We start from the raw sequence: 25,656 nt of genomic DNA, 5'->3' as shown, positions 1-25,656 counted from the left end.
CTACCTCCGGTTCGCCAGGGGCGCGGCAACGGACGGGGACCGGTCCTGGTCGGGTGTCGGCGCATACCGGTTCGCCGGTCGGGGCAGGCCGAAGGTGACGAAGTCGAGAAGTCCGCGCTCCGCCTCGGCGACCAGGCCGGCCCAGTGGGACCCGGACCAGAGCGCCTTGGCGTCGAGGGCGGAGCGCCGCCAGGCGGCGGGATGCCAGCCGAGCGCGTCGAAGGCGACGGCGAGCTGCAGGAATGGTCGGGGCATGGGCTTCCTCCCGTGTGGTCAGCCGGTGCTGATGCAGGCCGGCCGGCAGTGTCGTTGGTCAGCCGGGGCGACCTTGCTCAACCCGCGGTGACGAGCCTGGGCAGCGCGTCGAGCAGGGACCTCGTGTAGTCGTGGCGGGGATAGTTGAAGACGTCGCCGACCGGTCCCTGTTCCACCACGGCGCCCTCGTGCATGACCAGGACCCGGTCGCTGAGGTGGTGCACCACCCCGAGGTCGTGCGAGATGAACAGCAGCGCGGTCCCATCGACGGCGCGGATCTCCGCCAGCAGGTCGAGCACCTGGGCCTGGACCGAGACGTCCAGAGCGGAGACCGGTTCGTCACAGATGATCAGGCTGGGGCGCGCGGCGATGGCCCGGGCTATCGCTACCCGCTGCCGCTGACCGCCGGAGAGCTGCCGGGGGTGGCGGTCCAGCACTTCAGGCCCCAGCCCGACCCGGTCGAGGAGCCCGACCACCCGTTCCCGTCGGTCGGCCCGATCGACCGTCCGGTCCAGGCCCTCGGCGACGATCCGGGCCACCGAGTAGCGGGGATCGAACGAGCCGAGCGGGTCCTGGGAGACCAGTTGCAGTCGGCGCCGCAGCGGGCGGCGCTCCCGTTCCGGTACGTCGGTCCAGGGCCGGCCGCAGAAGCTGACTGTGCCGGTGTCCGGGGCGAGCAGGCCGAAGAGAAGCCGCGCGACCGTAGTCTTGCCCGACCCGGATTCGCCGACCAGACCGACGGTTTCGCCCCGGGCGATGGTCAGGGAGACGTCCCGGACCACCTGGTGCGACCCGTACCGCTTGTTCAGGGCGGTTGCCTCGATCACCCGGTCGTTCGGCTCCACCGTCCGAGCCGGCAGCTCATCCCGGACCCGGGTCGGGACCGCGCAGCCGTCCCGGACCCGTACCGGCGCCGCCAGCCGGCGACCGCGGGAGGAAGCCGACGGCACCGCGTCGAGCAACTGCCGGGTGTACGGGTGGCGGGACGTGTGCAGCAGCTCGTCGGTGCGACCTCGGTCTACGATCTCACCGTTCCGCATCACAAGCACCCGATCCGCGATCTGCGACACGACCGCGAGGTCGTGGCTGATCAGCAGCAAGCCGGTGCCCGCGTCACGGCGCTCTGCGAGCAGCCGCAGGATCTGGGCCTGCACCGTGACGTCCAGCGAGGTGGTCGGCTCGTCGGCGATCAGCAGCGCCGGCTCGCCGGCGATGGCGGAGGCGATCAGCGCGCGCTGGCGCAGGCCGCCGGAGAGCTGGTGGGGATACTGCCGGGCCCGGCGGGCCGGCTCCGGCACGTGCACCTGGTCCAGCAGGTACTCCGTTCGTCCGGCCCGCTCGGTACGGCGTACCAGGTCGTGGGTGCGCAGCACCTCGGCGATCTCCGCACCGACGGTACGCAGCGGGTCCAGCGACACCAGCGCGTCCTGCAGGACGAGGCCGGCCACCCGGCCCCGCACCCGCCGCCAGCGCTGCTCGTCGTACTGGCGGAGGTCGGCACCGGCCAGTTCGAGCCGCTCGGCCCGGATCCGCGCCCCGGCACCGGCGAGCCCGACCAGGGTACGGGCGGTGACGCTTTTTCCGGAGCCGGACTCCCCGACGATCGCCAGGCACTCGCCCGGGTCGACCGTGAAGCTGACTCCCCGGACGGCCGGGACGTCCCGCCGCGCGGTGCGGAAGGTGACGTGCAGGTCCTCGACCGCCACCAGCGGGGCCATCAGGCGTCCCGCCCGTCGAAGCGGCGCTGGAGCCGACGGCCCAGCACGGTCAGCGAGATGACGGTCAGCGTCACCGCTACCCCCGGTAGTATCGCCGTCCACCAGGCGATCCGCAGGTAGGCCCGGGACTCGGAGAGCATCGTGCCCCATTCCGGTGACGGCGGCTGGGGACCCATGCCGAGGAAACTCAGCCCGGACGCCGCCAGGATCGCCTCGCCCAGGCCGATCACCGCGAGTACCGGGATCGGGGCGATGACGTTCGGCAGGACGTGCCGCAGCACGAGCCGAGTGCTGGACAGGCCGAAGGCGACGGCCTGTTCGACGTACCCGGCACGGCGGACCACCAGGGTCTGCGCCCGGACGACCCGGGCGTAGTGCGGGAGGGTGGCGATGCCGATCGCCGCGATCAGGCTGACCGTGCCCGGGCGGGCGATGGCGATGAACAGCAGCGCCAGCAGGAGCGTCGGGAACGCCGAGAGCGCGTCGAACGAGCGGCTCAGCGCCTCATCGGCGAGCCGCGTGGCCATGCCCGCGACCACCCCGAGCAACAGGCCGGCGGCCACCGCGATTGTGGTCGCCGCGGCGCCGATGGTCAGCGAGTGTCGGGCCCCGTGCACCACCCGGGCGTAGAGGTCGCGGCCGAGGTGGTCGGTGCCGAACCAATGTGCTCCGCTCGGCGGGCGCAGCACGGCGAACGGATCGGCCGCCAACGGGTCCCCGGCGAGGAGTGCCGCTGGCCAGAGCGCCGCGACCAGCGCCACGGCCAGGAACGCGGCGGCGGCGACCAGGCCGGGCCGGAGCGCGATCCGGCGTCGGTCGGCCTGGGGCGGCGACGAGGACCGGTTGGTGATGGCGGTGGACAGCGCCACGCCGTCGATGGTCACCGTCATCGTCAGCTCCTTCGCAGCCGGGGGTCGATGAGCAGGTAGGCCAGGTCGGCCATGGTGTTGACCAGTACGTAGGCGGCCGCGGAGAGGACCACCACCGCCAGTACGACCGGCATGTCCTTGCCGGACACGGCCGCCAGGGTCACCTGACCCAGTCCCGGCCGGCCGAAGACCTGCTCGACGATGACCGAGCCGCCCAGCAGGATCCCGAACAGCCAACCGGCCAGGGTCACCGCGGGCAGCAGGGCGTGCCGCAGCACGTGCCGCAGCAGCAGCGCCCGCTCCCGCACGCCACGCGAGCGGGCGGTGACCACGAACGGCTCGTCCAGGGCCCGGTCCAGGCCGTCCCGGAGCACTTGGCCGAGGAGTCCGGCGATCGGCAGGGCCAGGGTGACCGCCGGCAGGACCAGGGCGGTCGGCCCCTGGTCGCCGGCGACCGGGAACAGTCCGAACCGGAACGACAGCACGCTGAGCAGCATGATGCCGGTCAGGAACGCCGGGGTGGAGACCAGCACCAGTTCGGCGGTCGAGGTGGCCCGGCGCAGCCATGGCCGTCGCCCACCGCCCGTGACGACCGCGGCGAGCAGGGCCAGCCCGACGCCGAGGCCGGCCGCGGCCACGGCGAGCTTCACCGTCGGCCAGACCTGCGCCCCGATCACCTCGGTGACCGGCCGCTGGAGCAGGTACGACCGGCCGAGGTCGCCGCCGGCCAGCCGCGCCAGGTAGTCGAGGTACTGCACCAGTGCCGGCCGGTCCAGTCCCCACTCGGCGATGACCTGGGCCCGGATCTGCGGGCTGTCCGCGCCGTCGCCGATGATGCTGTCCACCGTGTCGCCGGGGGCGAGGACCAGGGCGAGGTAGGCTGCGGTGGCGGCCGCCCAGAGCACCACCACCGCCGAGGTCAACCGGCGGAGCACCGGGCGCAGTCGCCGTACCTGGTCCATCTCAACGGCCGATCCACAGGTCGTACGCGCTTGCCGGGACGCCCGCGGTCGGTTCGAAGCCGATGCCGCCGACGGCGGTGCTGGCAGCGATCTGGTCGGCCGGGGCGTAGAGCGGCAGCAGCAGTGCCTGGTCGGCCACCACCCGTTGCTGGAGATCGGCGTAGATCCTGGCCCGCTGCACGGGGTCGCCGGTCGCCTGGCCGGCCGCCAACAGTCGGTCGAGCTCCGGGTCGTTGACCTGGGTGCGGTTGATGGCGCCGGCGGAGTGCAGCAGCAGGTTCAGCGCCGCGCCGGCGTCAGTGTCCGCCCGCGAGTTGTCGAACACCTCGTACCGGTTGCCGTTGAGCGCCTCGGTCGCGGTGCCCTGGTCGACGACGGAGATCGCGAGGTCGATGCCGGCGCTCTGCTTGACCGCCGCCTGCACCGCCTGGGCGAGGATGTCGCGGCGATCCCGGACGTACGGCGCGGACTGTAGCAGCCGTACGGTGAGTCGCCGGCCGTCCTTGACGCGGTAGCCCGCCGCGTCCCGCCCGGTCCAGCCGGCCGCGTCCAGCAGGGCGTTCGCCCGGGCCGCGTTGCCGCCGTACGTCCCCTCGAACCGTTTGTCGTAGAGCCGGCTGGCTGGACTCACCACGCTCCACGCCCGGGTGGCGGTGTCCCGGTAGACGGCCTGTAGCACGGTGTCCACGTCCACGGCGTCCCGGAAGGCGCGCCGGACCCGCTCGTCGTCGAAGGGCGGGTGGGAGACGTTGAAGTAGTAGGAGTACGCCGACCCGGAGTTCAGTTCCCGGATCAGCCGTAGGTTGGGGTTGCCGGTGATCAGTTGCTGGTCGGTCGCGGGTACCCCCTCGATGAGCTGGACCTGGTTGGCGGTGAGCGCGCCGACCCGCACCGAGGATTCCTTGAGGAAGCGGTAGGTGATCTGCTCCAGGTACGCCGGTCCGGCGTGGCCGGCCGTCGGCGGCGCCCAGTTGTAGGCCGGGTTCTTCCGGTACCGCACCTCCTGACCGGGCACGTACCGGTCCAGGATGAACGGCCCGGTGCCCACCACGTCGGTCCCGCCGGCCTTGATGTTCCGCGCCGTGCGCAGCGACTGCGGCGAGATCTGTGCGCCCTGCGGGGAGGCGAGGAAGTCCAGGATCAGTACGTCGGGTGCGGTGAGGACGAACCGTACGGTGTCCGGGGCGAGCACCTCGACGGTCTTCAGGTTACGCAACTGGACCGCGGCGACAGTCGGGGCGTAGCCGGGCTGGCGGAGCTGGTCGATGTTGGCCTTCACCGCGGCGGCGTCGAACCGCTCGCCGTCGTGGAAGGTGACGTCGGTGCGGAGCTTCAGGGTGTACGCGAGTCCGTCCGGCGACGCCTGGTACCCGGTGGCCAACCACGGGACGGGGGCCCCGGTGCGGTCGTGGGTGAGCAGCGACTCGAACGAGTTCCAGACCAGCAGCCGCGCCTTCGCCTGGGCGTACAGGTGCGGGTTGAACGTGATCGGCTCGGTCTCGATGCCCCAGGTCAGCGAGCCGCCGGACCGGGGCGGGCCGGCGGCGCCAGCCGGGGTCTCGCCGGTTGTCCCGGGGGAGCAGGCGGCGAGGGTGAGGGCCAGGCAACTGGCCAGGGCGGCGAGTAGGGACGGCTGGAAGCGGGCGGTGGACATGGCGGGTCTCCTGTCCAGCAGGGAACGCGGTAGCTACCGGTGCGGTGCTCGGGCGTGCGGCGCTCGGCGCTGGCGCGGCGGCGTGGTGGAGGGGACCGGCGGATAGCTCGGCGGCGAGCCGCACCGGCGGCGGACGCCGGGACGGCGCGCCGTGACGAGGCGGTGGAGCTCGGGATCAACCCGGAGTGCCGGATCAGCTCAGACAGGAACTGGACCACACCCGACCGAAGTCGATGTGGCCGCGGATGGTCAGCCGCAGCTCGCTGGACATGGATCGAGTTCAGTCCGTGAGGTGCGTGGATGTCAATGTCTGGGCCCGTCGATGTCGGTCTTCGCACGTCGATGGGGATTTTCGTTGACCAAATACCTACTATAACAATAGGATTTGAGGGTTACTCGCCTTGCTGTCGCTGCCGCGACCAACTCCGTCGCGGCACCGCCGGAAGGAGTGGGGAGGGCGCGATGACGCTCGCCGTGGAAGCTTCCGAGGTGGATCCCGAGTCGACGCGGTTGGTCAGCCCGACCGCTTTCGTTCGCTGCTGCGAGCGGCAGGCGGCGACTGTCATGGACGGTGCGCGTTTCTGCCCTGACGGTTCGGGACCCTCGCCCGCAGTCGGCCGGCGACGCTGAGTCGCGCGCGGCGGAGATCGGCCGGCGACGCTTGTCAGTCAGCCGACGGCGCCGATCCGCGCGGCGTAGCTGCCGACCAGTGCGGTACCGGCGCCTCGCGGACCAGTCCGATGCCGGCCCAGAGGTTGGGTGCGATGGTCAGCCCGTCGGCCGTACCGCCGTTCAGCGCGGCTCCGGTCGCCCGCAGGCGCCGTCGCGCGGACGTGTGAAACACCGTCAGATGGTCCACCTCGACAGCACGGTCGACCAGCACGCGGGCCAGCATCACTGAACCTTTTCAACCTGAACTGCGCGGCGCTCACACACCGCGTCGGACCTCGCCCTCCGACGGACCGCAAGGGGAGGTTGAAAAAGGTTCACTGCGCGCTGACGAAGAACGCGAAGTCGATCTCCTGTCTGGAGTAGAGGAGCGACCTGACCAGGATCCACACTATACCTATCGACTTGATAGGTATAACCTGTGATCCAGGCTACGGGTCTGGCTCCGGTATGGCTGCGGATGAACGACAGGCCGGGAGAGCGGACTCGAGCCGGGGAAAGCGATGACAGTGACCGGGACGGGGGCAACCAGCGCGGCCCAGGCCGTGACCAACGTGGACGGGCATCCCTTCGTCGCCAGGCTCGGGCAGTACGCCGAAGAGGCACCCCGCGCTGGAGACCGACCACACCGAGGTGCCTGCGGCGGCCGTCGAAGGTTTCGCCGAGCTGGGCGCACTCAACCACCTCGCCCCGGCGAGTACGGCGGCGCCGGACTCGGTCGCGATGCCGACCGGCGGCTGCACGAGCCCCCTTGCCGGGGCACGTGTCGGCGCTCTCGTCCTGGCCCAGGGCCAGTCGACCACCGTCCGCGAGGCCCAACTCACGCACTTCACATGCCGATCACCGAAGGGAACAGGAGGGTTCGTTCATGAGCTTCGAGTACCTCTGGTACATCCCGAATCAGGTCCAGCCCGGTCACCGTGGCGACGACGTCGTCGAGAACCACAACGGCCTGGAGACTCTCACCAGCCACGCCAGGGCTCTCGAGGAGCACGGGTGGGGCGGCGCGCTCATCGGCACCGGCTGGGGACGGCCCGACACCTTCACGGTCGCCACCGCGCTGGCGGCGCGGACGATGACGTTCCGGCCGCTGATCGCGATCCGGCCCGGCTACTGGCATCCGGCCAACTTCGCGTCCGCCGCCGCGACCCTGGATCACCTCACGCGGGGGCGAGTGCTGATCAACATCGTGTCGGGTAGGGACAACCTGGCAGCGTACGGCGACAGCGAAGGCGACCAGGCCCACCGCTACGCCCGTACCAGGGAGTTCATCCAGATCGTGCGCAAGCTGTGGACCGAGGAGAACGTCACCTTCCACGGCGAGCACTTCGGCGTCACCGACTCCACCGTGGTACCACGAACTGTCGTCCGGGGCGATCGCCGGCATCCCCGGCTCTATTTCGGCGGCGCCTCCGAAGCCGCCGAAAAGGTGGCGGCCACCGAGGCCGACGTACAGCTTTTCTGGGGTGAGCCACTCGACGGTGTCCGTGAGCGGATCGAACGGCTCAAGAAACTCAGCGCGGAGCTGGGACGCGAGCACGCTCCACTGGAGTTCGGGCTGCGGGTCACCACACTGGTGCGGGACACCACGGAGCAGGCCTGGGCCGACGCCGAGGCCAGGGTCGCGGAGATGGCGAAGGGCAAGGGCATCAGCTTGCGCGACCCGATCCGGCGGGCCGCCGTCGGTCAGCAGCGGCTGCTGGACCTGGCCGCGCGGGGAGAGGTGCTCGACGACAACCTCTACACCACGCCGGGCAAGTTCGGCGGCGGTGGCGCGGGCACCACCTGGCTGGTCGGCTCGGCCGAAGACGTGGCAAGTTCGCTGCGCAAGTACCAGGCCCTCGGCATCACCCACTTCGTCCTCTCCGACACCCCGTACCTGCCAGAGATCAAGCGCCAGGGCGGCCAACTCCTACCGCTGCTGCCCAAATGAGCGCTGGCGCCTGTTCCTTCCATCACCGCACCGCTGGACACAATCCGCCGGCGACGACTGGCCGCCGTCCGCGCTCGCCCAGACCTCCGGGTACGGCACGCTGATCCAGGCCGCTCCCGGGTTGGGCCTATCCCGCTGACCGCCGGTCTCGGGGCTTCGCGAACGGCGGTCAGCGGGTGTGGTGACGCTCTCGCCCCTCGCCGGGGCCTTCGCGGCCCGACCGGCCCGACCGGCCGGGCTGCGAAGGCCGCGAGAGGTGTTGCGGTTGCCGGCTAGGTGTTGTATCCGGGCGAGCCGACAACGCCGCCGGGCGCCGTCCGGGCCCGCCGCAGCCCGCCAGTAGATCCACGAGACACCCCCTAGGCTCGCGCCGGGGTGGGCGCGCTCAAGCCGTGGCATCTGCCTGTCCGGTCCCTCTGCTGCCTGCTACCGCTCGTCGCCGCGCTGGCGGCACAGTGCCAGCTCCTCGGTGGCGGCCCCGGTGGCACGCCATTCGGCGGCATGTCGGCCGACGATGCGGCACGCCTTCCAGGTGAGGGCCACCTTATTGCTACGGGCGTCGGCGCCAGGGGCGGTGCGGACCCAGCCGGCGACGCCAATGGCGGCCACCTTCTGGCAGGGGAGGAGGAGAGGAACGCGGGATTGTGGCGTTCCGCCACCCCGAAACCGTCAGAGCCGACCCGCCCCGCCCAGACCGCGAGGTCGACCAGCACGGAGCGGGTCGCGCTCGTTGCCCTGCGGTCGCCAGCAGCGTACTGGCCAGAAACTCCACTAGAAACCGATGGGCTCGCGGACCAGGATCACGGTCCCCCGGTCCGGAAATGCTTCCCGCTCCAGGATCAGGATCCGGCCGAGGAACGACGACTGCCCGTACAAGCGCTGGATCCGTTCGTGCTCCTTGGGCAGGCTGTAGCTGCGGAGCCGGCGCAGCCCGGTCTCCAGGTCCGGCACAACTTTCTGCGCGCCGACCACCCAGACCGCCTTGCGGGCACCGGATGCGTACGGCGCGAACTGGCTGCCGCTGGCCGAACCGACGACTAGCTGGCCCTCCTCGGTGACCGCGTGCACGCTGCCGACCACGATGTCCGGCACGGCACCGAGGCGGATCTGGTCGTACACATCGGCGGACAGGTCGCTGGCGTTCGCGCGTACCGATTGGAAGTTGCCGGACTCGTCCAGGTCAGCGGCGATCCCGGACAGCCGCAGCGTCTCGCTGGTGGCGGTGAACACGCTCTGGTCCCGCGGCACCAGATCGACCACCAGCTTGCGGGCCTCCTCGGTAGTGTCCACAAGGTGGACGGTGTATCCGTTGGCCCGTAGGGCCTTCGCCGTGCGGTCCAGCTGCGCCGCGCCGGCCGGGGTGGCGAACGACTCGTCAGGGGTCACAGTGGTCATCTCTGTTATTCCTATCGGTAGTATCTGGTAACCGAGCCCATTCTGGGTAACCGTGAAGGGGCGCGGAAGACGGCACTTTCTTCTGCCTCAGTTACCTGAAGGTCACCATGGCCGCGAACAGGGCGTCGGATGGGCTCTCCGCCCGGGACTCCGCCACCTGCCGGATCCGGAGATCCTGGACCGGATCGGCGACAAGTGGGCGTTGACCGTGATCGGCGAGTTGGCCGACGTTCCCGGCACTTCAGCGAGCTGAAGAACGCCGTTCCCGGGAGTCGCTTGACGGGCCAGGCGGCCACGAGCTGACCGTCGCATTCAGGCGAACTCGTCGGTTGGGCTACCGGGTAGCCGCCAGCGCCGTGTGGAAGATCGTCGCCCCAGGCCGGGCTGGACCCCGCGCCAGGTGTAACGGACCTACCTGGGGAACAGTTCCGGACTCATGCTGAGGGCCGCCAACTACCGTCGATCTCGGCCGTCCACGCGCCGTCGGTGCCGCCGAACTGATCCTGCATTCGGCGCAGGCGGCCAGCAACCGGGCCACCGTGTCGGCGTGCTCGGGCGCCCCGGCGAGGTCGATGCGCTGCCATGGGTTGGCCACAAGACGTGCGGATCAACCGCTGGAGGTGGCGGTACGCGCCGCAGAGACGCCCCGGTGTCGTCGGCCGCAGCCCGGTCCCCGGCGGCCGCCGTGGCCTTGTCCCTGGTGTCCGACAACCAGCCGGCCAGGCTGGGGAACTGCACGGTGTCTGGCAGCGGGATGGCGAGCACGTCGCACAGCGTGGGGTAGATGCTGGCCTGGTAGGTGAGGCGGTTGATCCGTCGTCCGGCCGGGATCCCGGGGCCGGCGATGATCGGGGGCACTCGGGTGCTGTGGTCGTACATCGACTGTTTGCCCATCAGGCAGTGCTCGCCCAGCGCCAGACCGGGGTCGCCGGAGAAGACCACGATCGTGTCGTCGGTCAGCCCGCGCCGGTCGAGGTCGTCGAGCAACCGGCCGATCTGCTCGTCGGCGTGGCTGACGATGGCCAGGTACTCCCGCCGGTGCAACCGCACCGCTTCCGGCGTACGCGGGAACGGCGCGAGCAGTTCGTCGCGGATCGGGCGGTCGCCCTGGTCGAACGGATGCTCCGCCAGCAGGTTGGGTGGCAGCCGTACGGCGCTCGGCGGATACCGGTCCAGCCAGGCGCGCGGCGCCTGCGGCGGGTCGTGCGGCGCGTGCAGCGCCACGTAGAGGAAGAAGGGCTGCTCGGCCGGGCGTACGTCGGCGAGGAAGGCGCGGGCCACGTCGATCCACCGTTCGCTGCTGTGTACGACGCGTTCGTCGACCCTGACCCGGCCCGGTCCGGGCGTCCTCGAGCCGGGTCCGTGACGTCATCGGGCGTCGTACTCGGCACGAGCCTTGTCGACCTCGTCGATGTGCCGGAGGGCCCACGCCAGCAGCGCCGACACGGTGTCGAGCAGGGTCTCGCCCAGCGGCGTCAGCTCGTAGTCGACGCGGGGCGGCACCACCGGGTGCACGGTGCGGGACACGAGCCCGTCGCGTTCGAGGCCGCGCAGTGTCGTGGTGAGCATGCGTTGGCTGACGCCCGGGATGGCACGCCGCAGCTCGGTGAAGCGCTGCGGCTCCTTGCCGAGCTCCGCGATGATGGTCACCGCCCACTTCTCGCCGACCCGGTCCAGGACCTCCCTGACCCGGCACGTCGTGTCGTCGCGGGCGGCGAGGACCGCGGGCGTCCGCTCGCGCCATGGGTCCTCGGCTGAGGTGTACGCGGCCATGGTTACCTCCACCTCACTGAGGCAGGAAAGGGTGCCGTCTTCCGCACCGCCGAAGCATACCCTAGCCTTCCGATAGGGTTAGTGGAAAATATCGTGGAGGCCGATCGGTGCTGCGCTATCTCGCCCGGCGGTTGGCGCAGGCGATCTTCGTGCTGTAGGCGGCATGCACCGTTTCGTTCCTGATCCTGTACGCGTTGCCCGGCGACCCCGTCGCGGTTATGGCCGGGGCGGAGATCGGCCGGGACGTCACGTCGGCGCAGCTGGACGCGCTGCGGCACGAGTACGGCTTGGATCGCCCGGTGGCGGTCCAGTACGCCGACCAGCTCTGGCAGTTGGCGCAGGGGGACTTCGGTCGGTGCAGGCGCAGCTTGTCGTGCAGCAGGTGCGGGGTATCGGGCAGGCCACGGCCTACGCCGACCAGCTAGGGGCGAAGTTCGGGTACTCGGGGGGCACCTACAAGGCGATCGTGGCCTGGGATAACCCCGAGGAGTGGGGCGGCTCGCACCAGCGACCCATTTGACGATTCCCTCGCCGTTACGTACGAGGATGCCGCCGCGATTGGTCCACCGCGGGTCGCTGCTGTCGGGATCGGTACCGGAAGACTCACTGTCGGTCCTTTCTGGCACAGGAGGGTTTGGTCGGCTCCCGGCCGGGCCTCGGGCACCGGCGCCTCGTCACTCGCCGCGGCGGGGCTGTCTCGGTTACCCCGATCGGCCCCGCCGGTCGACGATCACGTCTGCTGCCCCATCCCGTTCAGTTGGGGCTGGAACACGCCGTCCGGGTCGTACCGGCGCCACAGCCGTTTCACCTGCTCCCCGGTGTCGCCGGGATAGATGCGGTCGAAGGTGCGCCGGCTCGGCCGGCTCTCGAAGTTGAGGTAGGCGCCGTCGACCCGTTCGGCGAGCGGGCGCCAGGCCGCGTCCAGGGCGGCGGCGTCCCGGGGCGGGAACATGCTGGCGATCACGAGCGTGTTCTGGTGCCGGTGGGGGTAGGCGGTCGCTTCCGGCGCGATGTCGTTGACCGCTCCGCCCGTCGACCGCATCTGGATCAGGGGCTGCCGCCGGTCGGTGGCCACCCCCATGATCGCCCGCGCGTTGTCGTCGGTCATGGTCAGCAGACCGTTGGTGGTGATGCGGGGCTGCTGCCCGATGTTGGGATGCAGGTGGGCGGTGGACACCAGGGCCGGGTAAGGCACCAGCTGGGCCCGCTGGTCCAGCAGCTTCACCCCGATCGTCAGCAGCGGTGCGACGGCGGGCCGGACCCGGCGCGCGCTCTCCGCCGCCACGACGGCGGTGATCGACATGGCCAGACCGTTCCCGTACGGCACCAGCATCACCGCGCTGGACAGGTCTCGGGGCGCCTCGGCCATCAGCTCGGCCCACCGGGTCAGGGTGCGGCCCTGCCGGTCGGTTTCCACCACGATCTGGGCGTACCCGACGCTGCTCAGCTCCAGCGCCTCGATCTCGAACGCCACCACGATGCCGACTCCGGCGCCGGCGCCGCGGACCGCCCAGAACAGGTCGGGCTCGTGTGCGGCGTCGGCGTGCACGAGTGTGCCGTCGGCGAGCACCACGTCGACCGCCTGGACGTGGTCGATGGTGAGGCCGTACCGGCGGACCAGCCAGCCGACGCCGCCGGCCGTGGCCAGCCAGCCGACGCCGACGTTGCCGTGGCCGCCGGAGCTGATCGCCAGCCCGTACCGGCTGAGCGTCTCGGCCACCTGGGCCCAGCGGGCTCCCGCCTCGACCCGGACCCGGCGAGTCCGCTGGTCGAGCAGCTCGACCCGGTGCATCGCGGGGCAAAGGACACCGGCGGCGTGCGCTTGATCCGCCCGCTGTCACGTCGCGGCATCCTGCTCGGCACAGTCGAGAGCGCGGCACTGCCGGCCCTGTACACCGCCACCTCCCAGACGCACGCGGCGGCCGGTTCTACGGTCCCAGCGGTCTCGGGCACCTGTCCGGCGCGCCCGCAGAACAGCCCGTCTACTCCCGGCTGCGAAGTGAGCACGAGGCCGAGCGGATCTGGCAGATTTCCGAGGACTTCACCCACACCTCCTTCCCGGCCGCTCCCGCCAGGAACAGGAGGTACGCCTGGTACTGGCGGGCCGCCGACGTCATCGCGGCGGTCAGACCGCCGCACGCGCCGCTGGTTGAGGCTCGCCGGTCACTTTAAGCGGCGGTCGCCGTAGCGGAATCGTCAAGGAAGCCACCAGCGGTGTAGCGGGTCCGTATGGCGTGGTCGACCGGCACGGCATCCGGCGTGACGATGGTCGACATGACCACGTACTCGGAGGGGCCACCCCTGCAGGCACTGGTACTCGTTCGTCTGCCTGGATGCGCACTCGATCGGTTCGAGCGGTTTCTTCGCACCCAAAGCGGGGTCACCGCCGGCTGGCACGTCGTCGGCGACATCGATCTCGTGGTACACGTCTGCTGCCCGGCTCTGATCGACCTGGATCGGCTGGTGACAGCCATGCGAACCGAGGGAGCGATCAGCTCGATCACCCACCTCGTGATCGGCGAGATCGACCTGGCTGAGCCCGCTGACGCACCATGCCGCCCACCAGCGGAAGACCGCGGAACACACCTCACTGCCGGAGCGACACGATGAGCCTGGCCGACCTGATTCCCTCGCTCCGCACCTCACTGCGGACACCCCTGACCGGCGATGTGTGGCCGACAACCGCCCGATGGGGTGAGCACGGCGACATGTACATCGGCGGTGTGGGCATGGCCGCCCTCGCGGCCCACCACGGCACCCCGACCTACGCGGTCGACGAGACCGACCTGCGTCTGCGCTGCCGCGACTACCTGACCGCGTTCGGCGATGGCAACGTCTTCTACACCGCCAAAGCCCTGATCAGCCGGCGAGTCACCCGTTGGCTGGACGAGGAGGGCCTGGGCCTCTACGTCGGCTCCGCAGGCGAACTGCAGGTGGCGCAGGCCGCCGCGTTCCCTCCGGACCGCATCGTCATGTATGGCAACGCGAAGGCCCCCCACGATCTGGAGGCCGCTTACCGAGCCCGGGCCAGCGCCATCGTGGTGGAGTCATCCAGCGAGATCAGCCGGCTCGCGGCGACCGCGCCAGCCGGCCAGCGGATCCTCCTGCGGGTACTGGCCGAACCTGCGGGCGACAGCCCGGACAGCCGGTTCGGCCTTCGTATCACCTCCGACGCGGCGATGTCCGCGGTGGCTCGCATCGCCGCCCAGCCAGGTCTCACGCTGGTTGGGCTGGACTGCTCGGTCGGCCACCAGGTCAGCCGGTTCAGCATCTACGAACGCGAGGTACGCCGCGTCGTCGAATTCCTCGCCGCCGTACGCGCCCGCCACGGCATCGAGCTGACCGCGCTCAACCTCGGCGGCGGCCACGCCGTCGCCTACAACACCGGCGATCCCACCCTCGCCCTGAACGCCTTCGCCCACCGCATCCGCGGCGTGCTGAACCTGGCAGCACAACAGTCGAACATCCCGGCGCCACGGCTCACGGTCTCCCCCGGGCGGGCGATCGTGGCCCGCGCCGGAGTCACCATCTACCGCGTGCTAGCGGTCAACCACGACTCGAACGGGCACAATCTCGTCGCTGTCGATGGCGGCATGACCGACTGCCCGCACGACTCCCTCTGCGGCGGTCGGCACACCGCTGTCATGATCGGACGGGTCAGCAACGCCGCACCAGCCCCGACCACCATCGTCGGCCGCCACAACGACATCGACGACGTCATCGTCCCCAGCCAGAACCTACCGTCCGACCTGCACCCCGGCGACCTGCTTGCGGTCGCCGGGACGGGCGCCTACCACCACACGCGCGCGTCCAACTACCACCTCGTCGGCCGGCCCGCCCTCATCAGCGTCCGCGACGCGCTCAGCACCACCCTGATACGCCGCGAAACCACCGAAGACGTGCTCGCCCGCGACCTCGACACCCTCGACTGAGCCGAAACCCACATGGCCGCACCGTCGCGCCGACGCGGGCGCCCAACCACCGACCCGACGGATCCGGCGACGCCTCGGCGAAGGGCCCGTTACCTGGTCTCTCGTCGTGTGGAGGGTGTCGCCGCGGGTCGGGATCGATCAGGCGCGGCGGATCATGCCGTCGTCCAGAACTGCTGGCCCGGACCTCGACGGTGTCGTCGTCGAGATCCGCCAGATCCGTCTCGACCAAGAGTATGAGCAGCTTCGTGACCCAGACCCTGGTGATCGGGCCGGTCAGGAACGGTGTGTCCGGCGTCATCGTGACGCCGGACACGCTGTTCAGGTTTGCGCTGCCGGCGGTCTCGGCCTCGATCGGTCCGTCCTCGACGGCGCCCACCCCGGGGCCGGGATGCCGCTGCGGCCTACCATTCCTGCACCGCCGCCTGGGGTTCCGTCACGCGAGTTTCCCGTCATCGAGGCAGGTTCGGACGGCCTTGGCCAGGTTCGACGCCCGTGGGTCGTCGGGCCGGAAGTTCCAGAGGTTCGTGACGTAGCCGAAGCCGACACCAGCGTCGGGGTCGGTGAATCCGATCGATCCGCCGGGGCCTGGGTGGCCGAACGACCCGGCCCGGCCATCGGCATCGGCGGGCAGGCTCGCATGAACCCGAGCAGAGGTAGCGCCCCCTGTGGTCATCTGCCTCGTCAGTGCGGTTCCGCCGCGCCGACGAGGCGATGGTCGGGCAGGATTGGGAACGCTCCGGTGACCTGGTACCGCACGCCACAGGCGGGTGCCGGCTCCGCCGCCGCGTACCCGACCGTGCCGGAGGCGGCGGTCAGGACGGCGGCGAGGGTGGACACGAGCAGGATACGGAGCCAACGGGCCACTCGGGACGGACGATTGCGCATGACGGTCCTCGCTCTCGGCTACTGCCGGCGGCGGGGTGCCCCCGACACCCGGACATCCATGACGGGCGACGGATGACCGGTCGTGGTGGCGCCGGTCGGCCACGGTCGACCGATGTCGGAAACCTGTCCGTCCCGGTAGAGGCGCCCGTTCCGCGCCGAGTCGCCGGGTTTCGGTTGCGTCCGAGCTGATCGTTCCCGGGGCCACCCGCGCCGCTGTTCGGTCGTCGTCCCGGGCCGCCGGGCTGGGTCTCCGGGGCCACCGCGACGACAACCGCCTGACGGCAAGAGCGTCGAGAGATCTTGTCTCCTCCTATTCCTATCGGGATACTAGGCTATATGAGGAGCCGGGATGACAGCGATCTCTGAGGCATCGGTCAGTGGCGTGCGGACCCCGCCGCACGACCCGGACGACCTGCGGTCGCTAAAGGTGGTGTCGGCCCGCCATCCGTGGCGGTGGGTGGCGAGCGCGGTGGTGGCGGTGCTGCTGGCGATGGCACTGCACGCACTGGTCACCAACCCGGCCTGGGAGTGGCACGTCGTCAGCCAGTACCTGTTCTACGAGACGGTGCTCCGAGCGGTCGGCGTCACCCTGCAACTGACCGCCCTCGGCATCCTGCTCGGATTTGCCCTGGGCACGGTGCTCGCGCTCATGCGGCTGTCCGGCAGCCCGCTGCTACAGGCCATCTCCTGGGGCTATGTGTGGCTGTTCCGCTCGGTGCCGTTGATCCTGCAACTGCTGTTCTGGTTCAACCTGGCCCTGCTCTACGACCGGATCTCCGTCGGTGTCCCGTTCGGACCGTCCTTCTTCGACATCGGCACCCAGGATCTGGTCGGGCCGCTGACCGCGGCGACCCTTGGCCTGGCGCTGCACCAGGCGGCGTACTGCGCGGAGATCGTCCGGTCCGGGTTCCTCTCGGTGGACCAGGGGCAGCTGGAGGCGGCGACGGCGCTCGGCATCCCGAGGCGGCGCCAGATCCGGCGGATCTTGCTGCCGCAGGCGATGCGGACCATCATCCCGACCGCCGGCAACGAGATCATCGGCCTGGTCAAGGGCACGTCCGTGGTCTACATCATGGCCATTCCGGAGCTGTTCTACCAGGTCCAGGTGATCTATTCGCGCAACGGCCGGGTGATCGCCCTGCTGCTGGTGGCGGCGATCTGGTATCTGGCTCTGACCACCGTGCTGTCGATCGTCCAGTACTACGTCGAGCGGCACTACGCGCGCGGCGCAGTACGCACGCTGGCGCCGACGCCGTGGCAGCGGGTCCGTAGGTTCGCCGACGACCTCGCGGCGGCCCGCCGCCAGCGTCGGGCCGACCGGGACCGGCTCGCGGCCGAACTCGACGGGGGAGCAGATCGATGAGCCGGCCCATGGTGGAGCTGCGCGGCATCCACAAGAGCTTCGGCCCGCTGGAGGTGCTGCGCGGCGTCGACCTGCTGGTCCGGGCCGGTGAGGTGGTCGTGATCCTCGGCCCGTCCGGCTCCGGCAAGTCGACGCTGCTGCGCAGCATCAACCACCTGGAGAAGGTGAACCGGGGGTACGTGCGCATCGACGGCGAACTGGTGGGATACCGCCAGGCCGGCGGGCGGCTGCGCGAACTGAAGGAGCGGGAGGTGCTGCGGCAGCGTACCGACATCGGTTTCGTGTTCCAGAACTTCAACCTCTTCCCGCACCTGACCGTGCTGGAGAACGTCGTGGAGGCGCCGGTCTCCGCGCAGGGTCGGGGTCGGCGCGAGGTGGTCGAGCTGGCCACCCGGCTGCTGGACCGGGTCGGTCTGTCCGACAAGGCGCGGAGCTATCCGCGCCAGCTCTCGGGTGGTCAGCAGCAGCGGGTCGCCATCGCCCGGGCACTCGCGCTGGAGCCGAAGGTGGTGCTCTTCGACGAGCCCACCTCCGCGCTGGACCCTGAACTGGTCGGCGAGGTCCTGGACGTGATGCGGAACCTGGCCCGGGGCGGCACCACCATGATCGTCGTCACGCACGAGATCGGCTTCGCCCGCGAGGTCGCCGACACGGTGGTCTTCATGGACGACGGTCGCATCGTCGAGCAGGGCTCACCCCCTCAGGTCCTCGACGACCCGAGGCATGAACGCACCCGCGCCTTCCTCGCGAAGGTCCTCTGAGCAACCCCGAAAGCCCTTCGAGCCAAGGAGGTCCTCCATGCCCCGATGGCGGCACGCCGTCCTGGTGTCCCTGGCCGGCGTACTGGCGGTGACCGGCTGTGGCACCCCGGACGACGAGCGGGCCGTGCCGGTCGACCCGTCCGCGAGCGCCGGCGGACAGGTGATCAACACCAGCCCTGACCAGAAGCGGGTCCGGACGGAGAAGGTAGAGGCGATCGCGGCCACGGTGCCGGAGGCGATCCGCGCCGACGGCAAGCTCGCCGTCGGGGTGAGCGGCGAAGGATCGCCACCGCTGGCGTTCCGGGCCGACGACGACCGCACGCTGATCGGTGTGGAGCCGGACATCGCGCAGTTGGTCGCCGATGTTCTCGGCCTGGAGTTGGACCTGCAACCCACCTCGTGGGAGAACCTCTTCCTGGTGGTCCGCTCAGGCCAGAACGAGGTGGGGTTCTCCAACATCACCGTGACCGAGGAGCGGAAGGACATCTACGACTTCGCGTCGTACCGGGTCGACTCGCTCGGCTGGGAGGTGAAGAAGGACGGCAAGATCGACAAGATCGAGAAGCCGGCCGACATCGCCGGGCTCACCGTCTCGGTCAGTTCCGGTACCAACCAGGAGCAGGTCCTGCTGCGCTGGGACGCCCAGAACAAGGCCGCCGGACTGGCGGCGGCGAAGATCGTCTACTACCAGCGTCCGACGGAGTACCAACTCGCCCTGCGCTCCGGGCGGATCGACGCCTACTTCGGGCCGAACCCGGCGGTGGTCTACCACGCGGCGGTCAGCGGGGAGACCAAGATCGTCGGCCTGGTGCCGGGTGGCGGTGAGGTGCCGGCCCAGATCGCCGCGATGACCAAGAAGGACAACAAGCTGGTCCAGGCGCTGGGCGAGGCGCTCAACACCGTCATCACGAACGGAAAGTACCGCGAGGTGCTGGCCCGGTGGGGGCTGGAGAGCGAGGCCATCCCCACCTCGCAGGTCAACCCGCCCGGGCTGCCCCGCTCGTGACGTCGACACTCGCCGGCACCGCCGCGCGTTCCGATTCCGGCATCCGGTGCCGTCGTCCGGCGGCACACCACCTTGGGAGGCGCCGTGACCCGCAGCCTGCACGATGACACCGCGACGCACATCCTGGACAACCCGGTCTGGGCGGCGCTGACCGGCCAGCACGCCCACCTGGCCGAGATGCGCGGTCAGGCCGCCCGCTACCACCTGGACGTCGCGCCGTTCGCCACCCTGGCCGCCGACCACGACGAGCGGGCCTGGGCCGACCTGGCCGCGCTGGCCGGTCCGGCCACGGTGGTGCCACTGGCCGGGGTGGACGCGACCCCGCCGGCCGACTGGGAGGTCGTGGAGCGGATCCCCGGCGTCCAGATGGTCGCCACCACCCTGGCGGCGGCTCCCGACCCGGACTCGGTACGTCTCGACTCGGCCGACGTGCCGGAGATGCTCGACCTGGTGGCGCGTACCGAGCCGGGGCCGTTCCGGCCGCGCACCATCGAGTTGGGCAGGTACCTCGGCATCCGGATCAACGGCCGGCTCGTGGCGATGGCAGGCGAGCGCCTCCATCCCCCCGGTTGGACCGAGATCAGCGCGGTCTGCACCGATCCGGCGTACCGTCGGCTCGGTCTCGGGTCCCGGCTGGTCCGTTCGGTCGCCGCCGGCATCCGCGAGCGCGGCGAGATCCCCTTCCTGCACGCGTCGGCCGCCAACAGCGGGGCGATCCGCCTCTACCGCTCGCTCGGGTTCACGCTGCGCCGGCACACGTGGTTCAGCGCGGTCCGTACGCCCGACCGGGCGCGCGTACCCGCCGACACCGCGGCCCGGACACCCAAATAATGCCTATCGGAATAGTAGGCAATGCGGCGGAGTTGGATCAGGTGCGACGGCCGAGAGGAGAGTCTCCGATGCCTGCCAACCGACCGCGGTGTGTCGCGCGCCCGTTACGACACGTCCGGTGCGCACGCGTGACCGCCATCGTGGACGTGCCCGCCAAGGCGAAGCCGACCGCGCCCGCCCCTGCCCCCGCCACCCGACGGCGTCCCAGGTCGGTGCCGCGACCGGCCACCGGTCGCGGCACCGCGTCCGGTGGCCACCTCCGAGCAGGAAGTTGAGCAGCACCATGGCCGATTCACCGCACCCACTGCATCTCGCCGTCGCGCTCGACGGTGCGGGTTGGCATCCCGCGGCGTGGCGGGAACCACGGGCCCGCCCGGCGGAGCTGCTCACCGCCCGCTACTGGGCCGACCTGGTGGCCGAGGCGGAACGGGGCCTGCTGGACTTCGTCACGATCGACGACTCGCTCGGGTTGCAGTCGTCGCGCCACACCGAGCCGGACGGGCGTACCGACCAGGTGCGCGGGCGCCTCGACGCCGTACTGGTCGCCGCGCGGGTGGCCCCGCTGTCCCGGCACGTCGGCCTGATCCCCACGGCGGTGGTCACGCACACCGAGCCGTTCCACCTCTCCAAGGCCATCGCCACCCTGGACCACGTCTCCACCGGGCGGGCCGGTGTGCAGGTACGGGTGTCGGTCCGATCGGACGAGGCGGCGCACTTCGGTCGCCGTACGCTGCCCCGGCTTGGTACCGAGGAGTTCACCGGCCCGGCGGTGCAGGGGCTGATCGCCGACCTGTTCGAGGAGGCGGCCGACTACGTCGAGGTGATCCGGCGGCTCTGGGACAGCTGGGAGGACGACGCCGAGATCCGGGACGTCGCCACCGGGCGGTTCGTCGACCGGGAGAAGCTGCACTACATCAACTTCGAGGGGCGCTGGTTCGGCGTCAAGGGCCCGTCGATCACACCGCGCCCGCCGCAGGGGCAGCCGGTGGTTGGCGCGCTGGCACACCAGAGCGTGCCGTACCGCCTGGTCGGGCGCGGCGCCGACATCGGTTTTGTGACCCCGCACGATCCGGAGCAGGCCCGGGCGATCGTCGCCGAGATCCGCGCCGAGCAGGCCGCCGCCGGCCGGGCCGAACAGACCGTACACGTCTTCGCCGATCTGGTCGTCTTCCTCGACGACTCGGCGGCGAGCGCGCGGGCCCGCAGGGCGCGTCTCGACGAGCGTTCCGGCGGCGAGTTCTCCAGCGACGCCGAGGTGTTCGTCGGCACCCCCGGCGACCTGGCGGACCTGCTGGGCCAATGGCAGGCGGCCGGGCTCGCCGGCTTCCGGCTGCGGCCGGGCACCGTGCCGCACGACCTGGAGCAGATCACCCGGGTACTCGTGCCGGAACTGCAACGGCGGCAGGCGTTCCGCCGCGGGTACGAGGCGAAGACCCTGCGCGGGCTGCTCGGCCTCGCCCGACCCGTCAACCGTTACGCGGCCGTGTGACCGCTGTGCCGAGCATCGCGGAAGGGGTCATCGACCATGAGTAGACCACGCAAGCAGATCCACCTGGCCGCCCACTTTCCCGGCGTCAACAACACCACGGTGTGGAGTGATCCGGAGGCGGGCAGCCACATCGACTTCAGTTCGTTCGCCCATCTCGCCCGTACCGCCGAGCGGGCGAAGTTCGACTTCCTCTTCCTGGCCGAGGGGCTGCGGCTGCGCGAGCAGAACGGCCAGATCTACGACCTGGACGTGGTGGGCCGGCCGGACACCTTCACCGTGCTCGCCGCGCTCGCGGCGGTGACGGAGCGGCTCGGGCTGGCCGGGACGATCAATTCCACCTTCAACGAGCCGTACGAGGTCGCCCGGCAGTTCGCCAGCCTCGACCATCTCTCCGCCGGCCGGGCCGGCTGGAACGTCGTCACCTCCTGGGACGCGTTCACCGGCGAGAACTTCCGGCGCGGCGGCTTCCTGCCCCAGGAACGGCGCTACGAGCGGGCCCGCAACTTCCTGCGGACCACCTGGAAACTCTTCGACTCCTGGCACGGCGACGAGATCGTCGCGGACAAGGAGAGCGGCGTCTTCCTCCGCGACGCGCGGCCGGGGGCCTTCCACCACACCGACCCGGACTTCGACATCACCGGGCAGTTCAACGTGCCCCGCAGCCCCCAGGGGCGGCCGGTCATCCTCCAGGCCGGCGACTCCGACGAGGGACGCGAGTTCGCGGCCTCCTCGGCGGACGCGATTTTCAGCCGGTACGACACCCTCGCCGCCGGTCAGGCGTTCTACTCCGATGTCAAGGGCCGGCTCGCCCGATACGGGCGTACGCCGGAGCAGTTGCTGATCCTGCCGGCCTCCACCTTCGTACTCGCCGACACCGACACCGAGGCTCAGGAACTCGCGCACGAGGTGCGGTTGCGCCAGGTGAGCGGGCAGACCGCGATCAAGTTCCTGGAGCAGCTCTGGAACCGGGACCTCTCCGGCTACGACCCGGACGGGCCGCTGCCCGAGATCGACCCCGACCCGGGCGAGAACACCGTCTCCCGGGGCCGGGCCAGCGTGCGGATGTACCGCGACCCGATCGCCACCGCCCGAGAGTGGCGTGAACGCGCCGAGGCCAAGAAGCTGTCGATCCGGGAACTGATCATCGAGGTGACCGGCCGGCAGACGTTCGTCGGGGCGCCGGAGACCGTGGCGCACGGCATCAACGACCTGGTGCAGGCCGATGCCAGCGACGGGTTCATCCTGGTCCCGCACATCACCCCCGGCGGGCTGGACGGGTTCGCCGACCGGGTCGTCCCGCTGCTCCAGGAGCGGGGGGTGTTCCGCACCGACTACCAGGGCGAGACCCTGCGCGACCATCTCGGCCTCGGCGCCCCGGTGGCCGTCGGGGTGGATCGATGAACGTTCCTGGTACCGGCCGTCGGAGAAGGGTGCTGCCATGACCGTTCCACCACTTGCCGTACTCGACCTGGTCCCGATCTCCTCGGGATCGACCGCCACCGAGGCGCTGCGCAACAGCATCGACCTCGCCCAGCAGACCGAACGATTCGGGTACGCCCGCTACTGGTTCGCCGAGCACCACCTCAATCCCGGGGTCGCCGGTACGTCGCCGGCGGTGCTGCTGGCGCTCACCGCGGCGGCCACCTCGACGATCCGGATCGGATCCGGTGCGGTGCAGCTCGGCCACCGCACCGCGCTGTCGACAGTGGAGGAGTTCGGGCTGATCGACGCCCTGCACCCGGGTCGGCTGGACCTCGGTCTCGGTCGGTCCGGCGGACGCCCGACCGAACCGAAGGCCGAACCGGCACTCGTCGGCGGCAGCAGGGTCGTCGGCGGTCGGGCCCCGAACGGGTTGCTGATCCCACCGAAGTTCTCCTTCGCGCACCTGCTCACGTCGCCGCGCTTCGCGTTGCAGAAGACGCTGCTGCACCTGCCGGGTGCCCAGTCGCAGAACTACACCGAACAGATCCGGGACATCCTCGACCTGCTGCACGGCACCTACCGGTCGGCCGAGGGGGAGGAGGCCCACGCGGTGCCGGGGGAGGGTGCGCAGGTGCAGATCTGGATCCTCGGCAGCAGCGGTGGCGAGAGCGCGAGCGTCGCCGGGGAGAACGGGCTGCGGTTCGCCACCAACTACCACGTCAGCCCCGGTACCGTCCTCGAAGCCGCGGACGCATACCGGGCGGCCTTCCGGCCCTCCGAGGAGCTGGACCGGCCGTACGTCAGCGTCTCGGCCGACGTGGTCGTCGCCGAGGACGCGGCGGAGGCCCGCGAGCTGGCCTCGGGCTACGGGCTCTGGGTACGCAGCATCCGGACCGCCGAGGGCGCGATCCCGTTCCCGACCCCGGAGCAGGCCCGGGCCTACTCCTGGACCGACGCCGACCGCGAGCTGGTCGCCGACCGCGTCGACACCCAGTTCGTCGGTACCCCGGCACAGGTCGCCGACCAGCTCGACCTGTTGCGCGAGGCGACCGGCGCCGACGAGCTGATCATCACCACCATCACCCACGAGCACGCCGACCGGGTGCGGTCCTACCGGCTGCTCGCCCAGGAGTGGCAACGCCGGCACGGCTGACCGGTACCTTCGCCGACGCGTTGAGAGGGGAGTCATGGATCTCATCACCATCGTCGACACGTCGTGGCAGCGTCCGGACGGGTGTCGGGTGCCGGCGGTCCGGAGCCTCGGATGAGTCTGGGGCAGGCGTTGGACCACCGCGAACTGCGGCGGGTCTTCTCCACGTTTCCCACCGGCGTCGTCGCGATCGCCGCCGTCGTCGACGGTGCGCCGACGGGTCTCCGACCGGGGTGCGGTCTTCCTCGACGGGGCGAGCGCGTGGCTGGACTGCACCCTGCTGGAGCAGATCACCGCCGGCGACCACGACATTGTCCTGCTCCGGGTGCACGACCTCGGTGGCGACGTCGAGATCGCGCCGCTGGTCTTCCACGCCAGCCAGTACCGCAGCCTCGAACGGTGACGGTCCAACTGCGTTGGGAACTGTCCCGCGCGGGGACGCCCGCCGTCCGGTAGCCGTCGTCCCGCGCGGCGTCGACGCGACGTCCCGGCTCCGAGGAGGATCGATGGTTGTGTGTCGAGTTAGGTTAGCCCTGACGGCGATGTGGAGACTCGGCGTTGTCGGGTTCGTCACCGTCCTGGTCGGACCGCTCGTCGTGTCCCCGCCGGCCGCCCCGGCGGCGGACGCCGCCGACACCCGGTTTCTCGTGACCTAGTACGCCACGCCGCACATGTCCCAGATCCTCGGGCAGCGCTGGTCGGGCTGTGCGGAGCCCAACGGTGGCTGGGGCGGCACCTCGTCGCACTTCACCATCACCCATCCGCCGTGCGCCTGACCGAATCCGGTCCGGCCAGCGCGCGGTGTCGGGCGTAGCCGGTTGGCCGGCGTCGCCCTGCATGGCAACGTCATCATCCAGTTGGAGCCGCGCTAGTCGCAACGCCGTTTAGTTAGGCCGGTATCTGGTTTGTCAAGGTTCGCCGGTGAGGATGTCGATGCTGGTTGCTACTAGCCTCGGTCTTTCGTGCGCCCAGCGGACCTGGAGGTGAGTGTGTAGCTCATCGTGGTCGTAAGCTCGTCGTCGCTTGCCGGTGGAAGTCCGGTCCGGGTAGCTGCCAGGAGGCCCGGTAGCAGGCTGCCGGCATCGGTTGGAAACGGCCGGTGTCGAAGCGCAGCGTCGAAGGCCCTGTCAGGGGGAGCGACTGAGCGGTCCGTAGCTTGACGCGAAGCCTGCGGCGTCGTTAGAGGTCCTGCCCGTTGGGGTGGGGCAGAGGGAGTGCCGAGCCCCCGAATTCAGGGTGAAGGCCGTGGAAGCGGTGTAGTTCCTGGATTGCAGCCGCGAGGAACTCCCCGGCGTATGGGGCGCGGAACGTTCGGATGGTGGCGGCGGGAACTGGGGAGGCCCTCCCCGGCCCGGGGTGCTGCGGATGCGCGTCGGAGAGTCGGGTCCTATAACCGGTTCGCGCCGGGAAGTGGATCCCGTGCCGGGAGGGAGTCGGAGGCGGCCGTAGTACTGGTTGAGCCGAGTGGACAACATAACCGCCGGTGAGGGAAGGGCCGCTGCTTCGTCGATGCGTACTGCTGATGAAGGGGTGCCCGGTGAGTGCCGTTTCGGCTAGTTCCGCCGCTTCGGGGTCCGTGCTGGATCCGG

Annotated in this window: 25 protein-coding genes and 1 pseudogene; 13 read left to right on the top strand and 13 right to left on the bottom strand. The window is 70.6% G+C overall.

The window, feature by feature from the left end:
• From ACSMXO_RS24605 to ACSMXO_RS24580, 6 genes are all read right to left on the bottom strand, one after another.
• On the bottom strand, positions 1-255 hold the full coding sequence (locus ACSMXO_RS24605) for a hypothetical protein (RefSeq protein ID WP_455413948.1): 255 nt from the start codon (positions 253-255) through the stop codon (positions 1-3).
• A gap of 77 nt (positions 256-332) precedes the next feature.
• Positions 333-1,973, bottom strand: coding sequence for a dipeptide ABC transporter ATP-binding protein (locus tag ACSMXO_RS24600; protein WP_455413947.1), 1,641 nt, complete (start codon positions 1,971-1,973; stop codon positions 333-335).
• On the bottom strand, positions 1,973-2,863 hold the full coding sequence (locus ACSMXO_RS24595) for an ABC transporter permease (RefSeq protein WP_455413946.1): 891 nt from the start codon (positions 2,861-2,863) through the stop codon (positions 1,973-1,975). The genes ACSMXO_RS24600 and ACSMXO_RS24595 overlap by 1 nt, the downstream gene beginning before the upstream one ends.
• Positions 2,864-2,865: 2 nt before the next feature.
• Entirely contained in the window at positions 2,866-3,804 is a 939-nt protein-coding gene (locus ACSMXO_RS24590; RefSeq protein ID WP_455413945.1) for an ABC transporter permease, read from the bottom strand.
• Between the two features lies 1 nt (position 3,805).
• Positions 3,806-5,458 carry an ABC transporter substrate-binding protein gene (locus ACSMXO_RS24585; protein ID WP_455413944.1) on the bottom strand — a complete coding sequence of 551 codons (1,653 nt, stop codon included), beginning with the start codon at positions 5,456-5,458 and terminating at the stop codon, positions 3,806-3,808.
• Positions 5,459-6,122: 664 nt separating this feature from the next.
• Positions 6,123-6,353, bottom strand: coding sequence for a hypothetical protein (locus ACSMXO_RS24580; protein WP_455419454.1), 231 nt, complete (start codon positions 6,351-6,353; stop codon positions 6,123-6,125).
• Positions 6,354-6,995: 642 nt separating this feature from the next.
• Between ACSMXO_RS24580 and ACSMXO_RS24575 the strand changes: the two genes are divergently transcribed.
• Positions 6,996-8,060, top strand: coding sequence for an LLM class flavin-dependent oxidoreductase (locus ACSMXO_RS24575; RefSeq protein WP_455413943.1), 1,065 nt, complete (start codon positions 6,996-6,998; stop codon positions 8,058-8,060).
• Between the two features lie 426 nt (positions 8,061-8,486).
• Here ACSMXO_RS24575 and ACSMXO_RS24570 read toward each other — a convergent pair whose 3' ends face one another.
• The 4 genes and pseudogenes from ACSMXO_RS24570 to ACSMXO_RS24555 all read right to left on the bottom strand — a co-directional run bounded on the left by ACSMXO_RS24570 (position 8,487) and on the right by ACSMXO_RS24555 (position 11,228).
• Positions 8,487-8,669 (bottom strand): hypothetical protein, encoded by a 183-nt coding sequence (locus tag ACSMXO_RS24570; RefSeq protein WP_455413942.1) that lies wholly within the window; start codon positions 8,667-8,669, stop codon positions 8,487-8,489.
• Positions 8,670-8,831: 162 nt separating this feature from the next.
• Positions 8,832-9,455: a lactate utilization protein gene (locus ACSMXO_RS24565; RefSeq protein WP_455413941.1), complete on the bottom strand. Its 624-nt coding sequence runs from the start codon at positions 9,453-9,455 to the stop codon at positions 8,832-8,834.
• Positions 9,456-9,908: 453 nt separating this feature from the next.
• A pseudogene (locus ACSMXO_RS24560) lies at positions 9,909-10,748 on the bottom strand (sulfatase-like hydrolase/transferase); the annotation flags it as partial.
• Positions 10,749-10,823: 75 nt separating this feature from the next.
• Complete coding sequence (locus tag ACSMXO_RS24555) at positions 10,824-11,228, bottom strand: winged helix-turn-helix transcriptional regulator (RefSeq protein WP_455413940.1); 405 nt, start codon at positions 11,226-11,228, stop codon at positions 10,824-10,826.
• A 179-nt stretch (positions 11,229-11,407) separates the two neighbouring features.
• On the opposite strand from ACSMXO_RS24555, the gene ACSMXO_RS24550 reads away from it, so the two are divergent.
• Positions 11,408-11,653 (top strand): hypothetical protein, encoded by a 246-nt coding sequence (locus ACSMXO_RS24550; RefSeq protein WP_455419304.1) that lies wholly within the window; start codon positions 11,408-11,410, stop codon positions 11,651-11,653.
• Positions 11,611-11,748 (top strand): hypothetical protein, encoded by a 138-nt coding sequence (locus ACSMXO_RS24545; protein WP_455413939.1) that lies wholly within the window; start codon positions 11,611-11,613, stop codon positions 11,746-11,748. Before ACSMXO_RS24550 ends, ACSMXO_RS24545 begins: the two co-directional genes overlap by 43 nt.
• 210 nt (positions 11,749-11,958) lie before the next feature.
• Here the strand turns inward: ACSMXO_RS24545 and ACSMXO_RS24540 are convergent, their stop codons facing one another.
• Positions 11,959-13,020, bottom strand: coding sequence for an FAD-binding oxidoreductase (locus tag ACSMXO_RS24540; protein ID WP_455413938.1), 1,062 nt, complete (start codon positions 13,018-13,020; stop codon positions 11,959-11,961).
• A gap of 473 nt (positions 13,021-13,493) precedes the next feature.
• Here ACSMXO_RS24540 and ACSMXO_RS24535 point away from each other — a divergent pair, with 473 nt between their 5' ends.
• Positions 13,494-13,838 carry an Lrp/AsnC ligand binding domain-containing protein gene (locus tag ACSMXO_RS24535; protein ID WP_455419303.1) on the top strand — a complete coding sequence of 115 codons (345 nt, stop codon included), beginning with the start codon at positions 13,494-13,496 and terminating at the stop codon, positions 13,836-13,838.
• Positions 13,835-15,160, top strand: a complete 1,326-nt coding sequence (locus tag ACSMXO_RS24530) for a diaminopimelate decarboxylase family protein (RefSeq protein WP_455413937.1) — start codon at positions 13,835-13,837, stop codon at positions 15,158-15,160. Before ACSMXO_RS24535 ends, ACSMXO_RS24530 begins: the two co-directional genes overlap by 4 nt.
• 433 nt (positions 15,161-15,593) lie before the next feature.
• On the opposite strand, the gene ACSMXO_RS24525 is transcribed toward ACSMXO_RS24530, so the two are convergent.
• Both ACSMXO_RS24525 and ACSMXO_RS24520 read right to left on the bottom strand, forming a co-directional pair.
• The gene (locus ACSMXO_RS24525) at positions 15,594-15,833 is read right to left on the bottom strand and encodes a hypothetical protein (protein WP_455413936.1); all 240 of its coding nucleotides are present in this window, start codon (positions 15,831-15,833) and stop codon (positions 15,594-15,596) included.
• Between the two features lie 8 nt (positions 15,834-15,841).
• Entirely contained in the window at positions 15,842-15,997 is a 156-nt protein-coding gene (locus ACSMXO_RS24520; RefSeq protein ID WP_455413935.1) for a hypothetical protein, read from the bottom strand.
• Between the two features lie 397 nt (positions 15,998-16,394).
• Between ACSMXO_RS24520 and ACSMXO_RS24515 the strand changes: the two genes are divergently transcribed.
• From ACSMXO_RS24515 to ACSMXO_RS24480, 8 genes are all read left to right on the top strand, one after another.
• Entirely contained in the window at positions 16,395-17,408 is a 1,014-nt protein-coding gene (locus ACSMXO_RS24515; RefSeq protein ID WP_455413934.1) for an amino acid ABC transporter permease, read from the top strand.
• Positions 17,405-18,169: an amino acid ABC transporter ATP-binding protein gene (locus ACSMXO_RS24510; RefSeq protein ID WP_455413933.1), complete on the top strand. Its 765-nt coding sequence runs from the start codon at positions 17,405-17,407 to the stop codon at positions 18,167-18,169. The genes ACSMXO_RS24515 and ACSMXO_RS24510 overlap by 4 nt, the downstream gene beginning before the upstream one ends.
• A gap of 37 nt (positions 18,170-18,206) precedes the next feature.
• Positions 18,207-19,175: an ABC transporter substrate-binding protein gene (locus ACSMXO_RS24505; protein ID WP_455413932.1), complete on the top strand. Its 969-nt coding sequence runs from the start codon at positions 18,207-18,209 to the stop codon at positions 19,173-19,175.
• Positions 19,176-19,259: 84 nt separating this feature from the next.
• Positions 19,260-20,006, top strand: coding sequence for a GNAT family N-acetyltransferase (locus tag ACSMXO_RS24500; RefSeq protein ID WP_455413931.1), 747 nt, complete (start codon positions 19,260-19,262; stop codon positions 20,004-20,006).
• 283 nt (positions 20,007-20,289) lie between these two features.
• Entirely contained in the window at positions 20,290-21,495 is a 1,206-nt protein-coding gene (locus ACSMXO_RS24495) for an LLM class flavin-dependent oxidoreductase (protein WP_455413930.1), read from the top strand.
• 36 nt (positions 21,496-21,531) lie between these two features.
• On the top strand, positions 21,532-22,896 hold the full coding sequence (locus ACSMXO_RS24490) for an NtaA/DmoA family FMN-dependent monooxygenase (RefSeq protein ID WP_455413929.1): 1,365 nt from the start codon (positions 21,532-21,534) through the stop codon (positions 22,894-22,896).
• A 37-nt stretch (positions 22,897-22,933) separates the two neighbouring features.
• Positions 22,934-24,070 carry an MsnO8 family LLM class oxidoreductase gene (locus tag ACSMXO_RS24485; RefSeq protein WP_455413928.1) on the top strand — a complete coding sequence of 379 codons (1,137 nt, stop codon included), beginning with the start codon at positions 22,934-22,936 and terminating at the stop codon, positions 24,068-24,070.
• Positions 24,071-24,275: 205 nt separating this feature from the next.
• Complete coding sequence (locus ACSMXO_RS24480; protein ID WP_455413927.1) at positions 24,276-24,470, top strand: flavin reductase family protein; 195 nt, start codon at positions 24,276-24,278, stop codon at positions 24,468-24,470.
• Positions 24,471-25,656: the final 1,186 nt, after the last annotated feature.

It is taken from the genome of Plantactinospora sp. DSM 117369 (assembly GCF_053764795.1).
Note: the sequence above shows the minus strand (reverse complement) of the source record. Positions and strands in the feature narration are given on the sequence as shown.